This window comes from Vibrio sp. 10N.222.55.C7, from assembly GCF_041473335.1.
In the GTDB taxonomy this organism is placed as follows: domain Bacteria; phylum Pseudomonadota; class Gammaproteobacteria; order Enterobacterales; family Vibrionaceae; genus Vibrio; species Vibrio crassostreae_C.
Map to the genome: position 1 here is coordinate 41,915 of NZ_JBFRSC010000045.1, position 10,336 is coordinate 52,250.

11 protein-coding genes are annotated in these 10,336 nt (G+C 43.0%); 7 read left to right on the top strand and 4 right to left on the bottom strand.

Annotation, left to right across the window (positions count from 1 at the left end; genetic code table 11):
* Positions 1 to 204 precede the first annotated feature (204 nt).
* The 3 genes from AB4482_RS16170 to AB4482_RS16180 all read right to left on the bottom strand — a co-directional run bounded on the left by AB4482_RS16170 (position 205) and on the right by AB4482_RS16180 (position 2,602).
* Positions 205 to 1,638: a helix-turn-helix transcriptional regulator gene (locus AB4482_RS16170; RefSeq protein ID WP_372181200.1), complete on the bottom strand. Its 1,434-nt coding sequence runs from the start codon at positions 1,636 to 1,638 to the stop codon at positions 205 to 207.
* Positions 1,635 to 2,078 (bottom strand): DUF6932 family protein, encoded by a 444-nt coding sequence (locus AB4482_RS16175; RefSeq protein WP_372181202.1) that lies wholly within the window; start codon positions 2,076 to 2,078, stop codon positions 1,635 to 1,637. Before AB4482_RS16175 ends, AB4482_RS16170 begins: the two co-directional genes overlap by 4 nt.
* A gap of 320 nt (positions 2,079 to 2,398) precedes the next feature.
* Entirely contained in the window at positions 2,399 to 2,602 is a 204-nt protein-coding gene (locus AB4482_RS16180) for a pyrophosphatase (protein WP_145563178.1), read from the bottom strand.
* Positions 2,603 to 2,979: 377 nt separating this feature from the next.
* Between AB4482_RS16180 and folK the strand changes: the two genes are divergently transcribed.
* The 4 genes from folK (at position 2,980) to folM (ending at position 5,316) form a co-directional block, all read left to right on the top strand.
* The gene (folK, locus tag AB4482_RS16185; RefSeq protein ID WP_372181204.1) at positions 2,980 to 3,477 is read left to right on the top strand and encodes a 2-amino-4-hydroxy-6-hydroxymethyldihydropteridine diphosphokinase; all 498 of its coding nucleotides are present in this window, start codon (positions 2,980 to 2,982) and stop codon (positions 3,475 to 3,477) included.
* Between the two features lie 97 nt (positions 3,478 to 3,574).
* On the top strand, positions 3,575 to 3,946 hold the full coding sequence (folX, locus tag AB4482_RS16190; RefSeq protein WP_017067658.1) for a dihydroneopterin triphosphate 2'-epimerase: 372 nt from the start codon (positions 3,575 to 3,577) through the stop codon (positions 3,944 to 3,946).
* A gap of 18 nt (positions 3,947 to 3,964) precedes the next feature.
* Positions 3,965 to 4,603, top strand: a complete 639-nt coding sequence (folE, locus tag AB4482_RS16195; protein WP_048611743.1) for a GTP cyclohydrolase I FolE — start codon at positions 3,965 to 3,967, stop codon at positions 4,601 to 4,603.
* Positions 4,600 to 5,316, top strand: coding sequence for a dihydromonapterin reductase (folM, locus tag AB4482_RS16200; RefSeq protein WP_017061643.1), 717 nt, complete (start codon positions 4,600 to 4,602; stop codon positions 5,314 to 5,316). Before folE ends, folM begins: the two co-directional genes overlap by 4 nt.
* Positions 5,317 to 5,420: 104 nt before the next feature.
* Here folM and AB4482_RS16205 read toward each other — a convergent pair whose 3' ends face one another.
* Positions 5,421 to 6,341, bottom strand: a complete 921-nt coding sequence (locus tag AB4482_RS16205) for a helix-turn-helix domain-containing protein (protein WP_017067657.1) — start codon at positions 6,339 to 6,341, stop codon at positions 5,421 to 5,423.
* Positions 6,342 to 6,541: 200 nt separating this feature from the next.
* On the opposite strand from AB4482_RS16205, the gene AB4482_RS16210 reads away from it, so the two are divergent.
* The 3 genes from AB4482_RS16210 to eat are packed head-to-tail and all read left to right on the top strand — an operon-like array spanning position 6,542 to position 10,238.
* The gene (locus AB4482_RS16210) at positions 6,542 to 7,954 is read left to right on the top strand and encodes an ethanolamine ammonia-lyase subunit EutB (RefSeq protein WP_017061645.1); all 1,413 of its coding nucleotides are present in this window, start codon (positions 6,542 to 6,544) and stop codon (positions 7,952 to 7,954) included.
* On the top strand, positions 7,947 to 8,816 hold the full coding sequence (gene eutC, locus AB4482_RS16215) for an ethanolamine ammonia-lyase subunit EutC (RefSeq protein WP_136974151.1): 870 nt from the start codon (positions 7,947 to 7,949) through the stop codon (positions 8,814 to 8,816). Before AB4482_RS16210 ends, eutC begins: the two co-directional genes overlap by 8 nt.
* 24 nt (positions 8,817 to 8,840) lie before the next feature.
* Positions 8,841 to 10,238 (top strand): ethanolamine permease, encoded by a 1,398-nt coding sequence (gene eat, locus AB4482_RS16220; protein WP_017061647.1) that lies wholly within the window; start codon positions 8,841 to 8,843, stop codon positions 10,236 to 10,238.
* Positions 10,239 to 10,336: the final 98 nt, after the last annotated feature.

Below are 10,336 nucleotides of genomic sequence, written 5' to 3' on the forward strand. Positions count from 1 at the left end.
AAGGTCGCTTCGGGACAAGAACACCTTAGTGCTACGACTCTAAAACGTTTGTGCCCCAAAGCTTCTCAGACCCAATGATTGGATGACCTAGCCAGAACACCAATAGCCCAAGTTAATCTAATCCGTACTTCAGTCTCATATATGGAAAAGTCTGTCTATAAAGCGTTATAAAAAAAGGTCAGCATCCCAATGCTGACCTTTAAATTATTCGGTAGATATTTGCTCAATGAGCTCTCTATTTTCTGTGTTTAATTGTTCGATGTTGATATGAGAAAGTAAGTTTTCAAAGCATAAGATATTAGGCTCACATGTGTTTGTTTGTAAGTTATGAGCGGCTCCCCACCAGTTAACTTTATTTCCTGTTTTCTTTGAAATTGCATCGAGCCTATTAGCTACTTGATAAGCCAAAACACCGCAGTCTAATTGATACTTCTCGGCAACTTGAGTTACAGAACCCTTTAGCCATGCAATTTTCCCATTTGCATTTTTAAAACATTCTTCAATATATGATTCAGCATTCTCTCCAAGAAGAACCTTAGCTGCAAAATTATTAGCGTCAATTTCTTCTTGATCGTTACGTCTTTCATCACTAGTTTCGCTTAACTCGACAACAGAGAACTCTTCTTGTTCAGGCGATTGGCTTGTATGATATAATTCGTGCAATAAATCAAACATCCACTTAGAGGTGTGTCTCGATTTTTGCTTCAACACGATTACATTTCTGCCTTGAATACGCCAGGTTGCGCCATGAAAAGCACCAGAATCATTTAATGAAATTACTGGGGTTCCTAAGCTAGTTACATAAGATAGAATAGACTCAAATGTAATCTCACCGTAGGTTTCTAATATAGACTCGCGAACAACATTATGCTCTTGCGGAATTGCTTTTATGTCGAGAGTGCAATTATTAGCTACTATATTGGCAATAGAATATGCATACTGGGTATAAGCACTTGTATATGCTTCATTTGCTCCGACTGGCATTTTAAATCGAGCAACCATTGAACCATCGCGTCCAATAACTAGAGGTGCATCACCAAGTAGCAATTCTTTTGTCCAACCAAAAACAGAGCTCAATTTCTCGACGGTCTTTTGTACCCATAAGCCGTAATCAAATGGCATCACATCTCTTGGTGCAATGCGTTTTTCAATAAACGTTTTATCTAAGCCAGCATCACTTAATTTAGATAGAAGAATATTTTGCTCTCTAGATTCTTTAGGCAAAAATACGTCTTCAGTAATTTTTAGATCTAGTGCCTCTACAATGGATACTAATGTTTTGAAGCTAGCTGAGTTATATTCAGTATTCTCATATCGCTGTATTTGCTGTTCTTTCATCCCTAGTCTTTCAGCCAAGTCTTTCTGAGTTAACCCCATAGAAATTCTAGCCATGATTAAAGATTTTGGTAAATCAGAAAGGCTATTTACATCAAAAACGACTAGATCACCTGACAATAAATGTTCGTATTCCTCGGCTTGCTGAACTAACTCGTCTCGTTGACAAATTAAAGCGTCAATCTGAGCTTTTGCTAAAAGTGGAGAAAATCTTGGTTCTTCTGCTTGTAACTTTTCAATAGCACCAGAAAACTCTTCGATACGTTTTCTTGTTAATGCTAGTTGTTTGTTATTCTTAATCATAATGAACCTCCAATTTTAATCGCCACAATGCCTTTCTTTTCGCCTGTATTTTTATCCGTCTGAAAAAAATCTACGAATAACTTGCCAGAACCACCTTCCGGAAGCTCCGCAGGGAAAATGTCACCGCGATACTTCTGCTCCATTGTTGCTCGCCCCTTAGGGCTAAAATCTAAAAGTACTGGATCTACTTTTTCTTCAATCACATCAACAAGGCTCCAACATAAATCGTAGTCACCTGGAATCTCTTTTGAAGTTACAAAACTCCCGTCTATGTATACCACCGGACAGTTAGCTTTCTGCAAAGCACATATTAATAGCTTCAAACCATCAATCAGCCATGCTCGCTTAGGGTTATAGGCAAAGCGATCTACTAGCTCTTCCATAGAAGCTAAGTGGATCCCTTCTGGTAAATTTCCCGTACTGTCAAAATCTGGAATCATACAAAACCCTTTCCCAACAAAAATGTTGTGTAAATTAACTTCTGTATAGCATGTATTTACTTGTGGTGCAAGTTTTGTATGACGAGCTACTATGACACGATTCGCCTTACTCGAAGTAATTCGTAAATATCTAAATTAGTAGATTCACTGACATGGAAGTGTCCAGAAACGTTTTTAAAATTGATCAAACTCTATTGTCCTCCGACAACAATGGCTAGATATAGAGCGAGCATAGGGTCAGATAGAGTTTAAAAGTAGGTAGTGTTTAGGGGGGAATTGGTGATCTTAATTACACATCCCTGTGTAACGTATTCTGAATGTCAGCTGGCTTTAAAGCGCTTCATAAATTGACTAAAGCGTGGAATCAGGTTTTGCACAGTCGGCGCATCTGGAATCTCATTTACAAAAATCATAAAGCGCTGTGCTTTATTTTTATCACCTTGAGCAGTCCCTGCTAGTATTGCTTGAGCTAAAATTACATGCTCAGCGGTAACGTCCTTATTCGAAAATTCGTGAATCAACATAGAAAATCCTAATAAGTATAAATACGGATATAATAATACAATATATTGATGTTTATATCGATAGCTTATGGCATTCATCAATGTCAGATTTGTGTAAAAACAATACTGGACAGTGAGCTTAGTGACTTTCCATACTGATGCTAATTCGTGATTTGCTAATACTTGGTTCTTCGAAACTCATTTATGTCCAGAACCTTCATAAGCTGAATTTTTACCGGTGGTACTTCCTAGTTCGAAAGTCCCCCTTTCCAACTTAGAACCGATCTCTATATTAGTTTCGGGATATTTTCCTTTACCCTTCCCCCATCAAACGGATGCATAGCTGATCTTCCTAGCGACTTACAACGTAAGAGGCTCGTTAAAAGGGAGAAAACATTATGGCCACCGTCTATGTCAGCATCGGAAGCAACATTAACCGCGAACATCACATCACAGAATCTCTCAAAGCATTGAATAGCCGCTTTGCACCTCTGAACATTTCTAATTTCTACGATTGTGAGCCAGTTGGTTTTGAAGGGGACAACTTCCTAAACCTAGTCGTAGGGTTTGAATGTGACCTTTCTATCGCTGAACTGGCTAAGGTTCTGCATCAAATCGAATTAGAAAATGACCGAAAGCGTGAGACTAAAGAATATGCTTCGCGCACTATGGATATCGATATCCTTCTTTACGGTAACGAAGTGGGCACTATCGATGGAGTAGAGCTGCCGCGAGGTGAAATCACTAAGTACGCTTTTGTGCTTCGACCGTTAGTTGATGTTGCCGCGCAAGAACGTCATCCCACTCTAGACATCTCTTTTCAGCATCTCTGGAACAACTTCGATCAGCTGAGTCAGAAAACCGAACTTATACCGTTCGAGGTCAGCTTCACTTAGTCCCAGTAACTGCTTTAAACAGAACGCTTGAGCTTTATTGATCTTTTCCTCTAATAGGCACGTAACTCACTCTACCTTCTAAGGATCGGAAACTGTTATGAATCACAATGCGATTATCACCATCACAAATCTCAGATTAAGAACCTTCATCGGCTTCAACGAAGAAGAAAAAACCAAGCAGCAAGACATCGTCATAAATGCGGAGATCCATTATCCCGCGAACAACCTTTGCCTCTCTGATGATGTGGAGAACGCACTTAACTACAAAAATATCTGCAAAAAAATTATTGAACATGTTGAATCTGGACGGTTTCTGCTTTTAGAAAAGTTAACCAGCGACGTACTCGGTATTTGTATCGACCATTCATGGGTCCGATACGCTCAGGTGAGAATTGACAAGCCTCATGCTCTACGTTTCGCCGATTCCGTCTCGCTCACCCTGAGCTATGAAGCAGAACTTGAAGATTAACTCATAAGGAGCGACTCAATGCTAACCACAGAAGCTGAAAAAGTAAGAGAAGCTTTGCTCGAAAAGGGACTAGAAACCCCGATGACATCGAGCGAAATGAACCCCGACCAGAAGTACAACCGCATCAAAGGGCTTTTGACGGAAGTTGTCAGTACGCTCGGGCTGGATTTAACCGATGACAGTCTCGCTGAAACACCTCATCGCATTGCAAAGATGTACGTTCACGAGATATTTTCAGGGCTCGACTACAATAACTTCCCAAAAATTAGTGTTATCGACAACAAAATGTCAGTTGATGAAATGGTTAAGGTATCGGATATAGATTTAACTTCGACGTGCGAACATCACTTCATCACCATCGATGGTTTAGCACAAGTGGCTTATATCCCAGAATCCAAGATTCTTGGGCTATCTAAAATAAACCGTATTGTTCGATTCTTTGCTCAGCGTCCGCAGGTTCAAGAACGCCTTACTCAACAAATCTTGGTCGCAATACAGGCTCTGGTTGAAACAGAAAATGTGGCTGTGACGATTAAAGCAACTCACTACTGCGTTAAATCGAGAGGCGTTATGGACGCTAACTCTGAAACCACCACAACCGCGCTTGGTGGCAGTTTCAAAACTAACCCTCAAACTAGAGCTGAGTTTTTACGATGAGTGAAACGATTCTAATAACTGGAGTGGGGAAGCGTTTAGGATTCGCTCTGGCGCAGCAACTTATATCTGACGGATACAAAGTCGTTGGCACTTACCGAAGCGACTATCCCCAGCTGAAAATACTGCGCGACAGTGGAGCCGACTTGCAACAGGTAGATTTTTATCAACAAAGTAGCTTAGAGGGTTTTTTGCATTATGTTGGTCAAGAATATAAGGCGATTCGAGCCATCATCCATAACGCTTCCGACTGGCAACCGGAGAACAAAAAAAATCCCAGTGAAAACGCATTACAAATCATGAACCAGATGATGACGGTTCACGCTACCGTGCCTTATCTGGTTAACTTAACGCTCAAAGACCAATTAATGTCTGGCGATAAAACGTCGGACATCATCCACATCAGTGATTACGTTGCGGAAAAAGGCAGTAAAAAACACATCGCTTACGCGGCCAGTAAAGCTGCACTCAACAACCTGACGCTGTCGTTCTCAGCGATGTTGGCTCCCAAGGTGAAAGTCAATACTGTCTCTCCTGCCATGATAAAATTCAATGAACATGATGACGAGGCGTACAAAACCAAAGCTCTGAAAAAAGCACTGATTCCCGCAGAGGCAGGCTTTGAAGAAGTGATAGATGGCATTAAGTTTGTTTTGGCTAGTCACTATATGACAGGAAGGACTTTGCACCTTGATGGCGGCAGGCACTTGAAGTGAAGTTCATGCGTTGTGATCTTGAGGCAGGATAGTCAACTAATCTATTCGTCTTTCATATCGTCTAACTACATTTTTTCAAGTTGTCCCTCGACACTTTTTGGGTTTTAGACATTAGAACGTGTTTGCATGGGCGACTCACCAAACAACTGCTTGTAGCTTTGGCAAAAATATCCCAGATGAAAAAAACCAAAGTCAAAGGCGATTTCATTGATGCACCGTTGTTCGCTCGGATTTTGCAGAATGCGCCGTACCTGGTTGAGACGTACATTTTGTATAAATTGTTTTGGTGATATGTCACAACAGGACTCAAAGGTGTATTGCAGCGTACGGCGACTGACATAAACCGCATCGCACAGTTCAGACACGGTGACGGGTTTACGGTACTGCGAGTTATCTAGGTACTGCCTAATTCGACGCATTGTGTTCTCACGCTGTGAGGCATTGGTTTTTTGCATATTTTGATTAGACGATTGAGCGAACAATTCGACCAACATATCTTGAACAATGGATTGATGAGTTTGAAAAGACCAGCGAGATTGACTCGGGGAGAGTAGTAAGCTCAAGTAAGCTTTTATTTGTTGGGTGTAGTGTTGAGAGCAACCAAGAAAGTGGCTCTTGCTGTTTAATGATTCAATCTCTAGCTGTTGCTGAATCATTTCAACCAGTGAAGGGCTTATGACTAACCCATAAATAGAAAAGGTTTCTGGCGTAAGTAGCTCAAAATCCGCCCCAGCCTCACGGATCAAAATACTATCAGGATTACCTTGTGCGTAATTGATGTGTAAAGGTCTATCGTTAGCACTGATCCCTAACCAAATCCCTTCATTAATACGACATTGCTGCTTGAGTTTTCGGTTGCTGTCTTCTCGAAATAGGTGCACGTGAGAAAATTTTCGTTCACGGATCTGACCTAGAAAACTTCCTTGACTCAGTTGGTCATATTCTTGCTGCCAGTTAAAGAGGCTGGCTGCCTGCTGATTTGCATCAAATGTGTTGAATGTGCACAAATTAGGTGCATAACGCATCAATTCTTCATCCTTTCTCATCATTCCATGACCTACCCATGTGACCCATATTAGTACAGTGTGTCTTTAAGTTTATGTTTATTAATGCTTTTTTATGTTTGCCGATTCTTGATATTCATTCGGTTCAAAAATCGCTTAATTACTCATATATACAAAAGGTTATTGAGCAAGAACTGAACCAGTTTATGAAGAGGGAATTTATGACAGCAGCTTATCGCCGACAACAAGGACACCTGGTTTTTAACTTTGAGTCGTTAGCAGATCTGATGGCAAAGGCTACGCCAGAGCGTTCAGGGGATGTTTTGGCTGGTGTATCTGCGACTTCTGCTGCAGAGCGTGTTGTAGCTCAGATGACACTGGCAGACTTGCCCCTAAAGACGTTTTTAAATGAAGCGGTGATCCCTTATGAAAGTGATGAAGTTACTCGTTTAATCATTGATAGCCATGATAGAGAGGCGTTTAAAGCGATTGATCACCTTACAGTGGGAGACTTTCGGAACTGGCTGCTAAGTGATGAAGCCGATAGTCTCACGCTTGCAAAGCTGCGTCCTGGTTTAACTCCAGAAATGGTGGCTGCAGTGAGTAAGATCATGCGTAATCAGGATTTGATCCAAGTCGCCAAAAAATGTCGGGTAGTGACTGCGTTTCGTAACACCATTGGCTTGCCTAGTCGTTTATCCACCCGTTTACAGCCCAATCATCCAACCGATTCTCTCAATGGCATTGCCGCCAGTATTTTTGATGGTTTGATGTATGGCAATGGTGATGCTGTGATCGGCATTAATCCCGCAACAGATAATGTACCACAGGCAATTAAGTTGATGAATCTGATGGAAGAGGTCATTCAACACTACCAGATCCCGACCCAATCTTGCGTATTAACCCATGTTACAAACACGATTGAAGCGATTGAGATGGGCGCTCCGGTGGATCTCGTCTTTCAATCTATTGGTGGCACTCAAGGTACGAACGACACCTTTGGTATTAACCTTTCGATCCTTAAAGAAGCAAACGAAGCGGCGCTTTCGCTGAACCGAGGCACCGTTGGAAGTAACGTCATGTACTTTGAGACAGGGCAAGGAACATCTCTCTCTGCCAATGCTTTTCATGGTGTGGACCAACAAACTTGTGAGACACGGGCTTATGCCGTAGCGCGTCATTTTAATCCATTGTTGGTTAATACCGTGGTCGGCTTTATCGGCCCTGAATATCTCTTTGATGGAAAACAGATTATTCGAGCAGGGCTTGAGGACCATTTTTGTGGCAAATTGCTTGGCCTGCCGATGGGGTGTGATATCTGCTATACCAACCATGCCTATGCCGATCAAAATGATATGGATAACTTACTGACATTGCTCGGTGTCGCTGAGTGCTCGTTCATTATGGGGATTCCGGGTTCCGATGACATCATGCTCAATTATCAAACAACCTCGTTTCATGATGCACTTTATGCACGCAAGGTGTTGGGTTTAAAACCTGCGCCGGAGTTTGAGGAGTGGCTAACTCAGATGCAGATTTTTGATGATGTAAAAGATGTGCGCCTAAATGAACGACTCTCCGGCTCATTTGCTGGCGCTCTAGCACAACTTAATGGAGGCCCCGCACATGGGTAAGGTGGTCTCTATGGCAAAACATTCTGCTTCTAAGTTGGTAACTCAAAACCCTTGGCACGAGCTTAAAGGTTTTACATCGGCACGTATTGCACTGGGTCGAAGTGGAAATAGCGTTCCAACTAAAGAGTTGCTTTCATTTCAACTCGACCATGCACAGGCGATGGATGCCGTTCATTGTGCTTTAGATGTGGATTCATTGGTTGAGCTCATCGCTCAATCAAACTCGGTCATTCAACACACTTCTCAGGCACCAATTAAGGCGCACAGCAAAGCGACAGACAGATTCATGTATTTGCAAAGGCCGGATCTTGGTCGTGAGCTTGATGACGTCTGTTGGAATCAGTTGCAAGCCGTTCTTCATTCAGAGTCTCCCCCGTTTGATCTCGCGATAGTAGTGGCTGATGGCTTGTCTTCAATTGCCATTCAAAATCATGCAAATCCAGTCATTGAGCATCTGCTTTCTTTATTAGGGGAAGACGAAGTGCCGTGGCATGTTGCTCCTATTACTGTTGTGAGGCAGGGCCGAGTGGCAATAGGAGATGATGTTTGCGAGTGCTTACAAGCCAAGATGGTGGTGGTTTTGATTGGTGAGCGCCCGGGACTGACCTCTCCAGATAGCATGGGTATGTACCTGACTTGGCAGGCGAGAAGAGGAACAAAAGACTCTGATAGGAACTGCATTTCTAATATTCGCCCACAGGGGTTGGCTTATGAAGATGCGTGTAAGCGAGCGGTATACCTATTGAAGGAAGCTCGTCGGCTAGAGCTTTCAGGAGTCAACCTTAAAGACCGTTCGAGTATCGAGGAAGAAGGTGGTGAGCAGTTAGAAGACAAGCACACAGGCAATTTTTTAATTGGATAAAAGACAAAAATAGAGGGATTTACAATGTCAGAACATCAGGAATATTTGGCGCAAAGACAACTTAAAAGGGGCACTGCTGGGTGGATTTTGCTAGCAGGGTTAGGCGTTTCATACGTGATCTCTGGTGACTTTGCAGGCTGGAACTTTGGTATCGGTCAAGCTGGCTGGGGAGGCTTTCTTATTGCTGCAATTGCTATGGCGGTGATGTACTTTACCCTTGTCCTTTCTTTGGCGGAGATGTCTGCGGCTATTCCCGCTGCAGGAGGTGGCTATAGTTTTGCTCGACAAGCCATGGGACCAACGGGGGGATTTTTTACCGGCTTATCCGTCTTAATTGAGTATGCCCTTGCACCTGCCGCGATTGTCATTTTTATTGGCTCAGCGGTGAATGAACTAATGGGTATCGATGGTCCTCTTGTTTACGCGATCTTTTATGCCATCTTTATCGGTATTCATATGGCAGGGGTAGGAGAAGCTCTGAAAGTCATGATGGTCATCAGTGGGTTAGCCGTACTAGCAATTCTTATGACAGCAGGCGTATTGGTTAGTGAGTTTGATGCTAATAATCTGTTTGATATCGCTCCGGCAACCGCACAAGCCACAGAACTACTTCCTTTTGGTTGGTATGGTGTATGGGCGGCACTACCGTTTGCAATGTGGCTTTTTCTTGCGGTAGAAGGGGTTCCACTGGCTGCTGAAGAGGCGAAAAACCCGGCCAAGGATGTACCCAAAGGTATTATCGGCGCAATGTTATTCTTACTGGTCACCGCTACCTTAGTCGTTCTGCTGCTTGCGGGCGCTGTGGGTTCTGAAGCGATTGCGAATAGTGCCGTTCCTCTAGTCGATGCCTTGAAGTTGACCGGTAATCCAACCGTTGCAACGGCTGTTAATATACTAGGACTTGCAGGACTTATTGCTTCATTCTTCTCGATTATCTACGGTTATAGCCGCTTAGTGTTTGCATTGTCTCGTGCGGGTTACTTGCCTCAAAGCTTGTCGCTTACAAACAAAAACAAAGTGCCTGCTCGTGCTTTAGTGGTGCCGGGTGTGTTTGGTTTTGCTGTGTCATTGACCGGAGAAGGCGACCTGATCTTGGCGATGGCGGTAGTGGGGGCGACAGTGTCTTATGCATTAATGTCGCTTAGTCATATATTGTTGCGTATCAAGCAACCAGAGCTTCACCGTCCATACAAAACACCGGGTGGCATGCTGACTTCCGGCACTTCACTAGTGCTGTCGCTTATTGCAATGACGGGTGTTTATGCTTTTGACCCATCTGCATTCTTTATGACTATGGGACTCTTTGTGATTGGTGGTGCTTATTATGGCCTATATAGCCGTAATAAATTGGTCGCATCGACCGCTGAGGAAGAGTTTGAGATGCTGTCGGTTGCAGAGAAAGAGCTTGAGGCTACTAATTAGATTCAATTTCTAATGGTATTTAAGGCTCTAGTGCTTTGCTGGAGCCTTTATTACACTACTTGTAGTAACTTGCGTGTAAACCCCAGGGTGCGAGCACA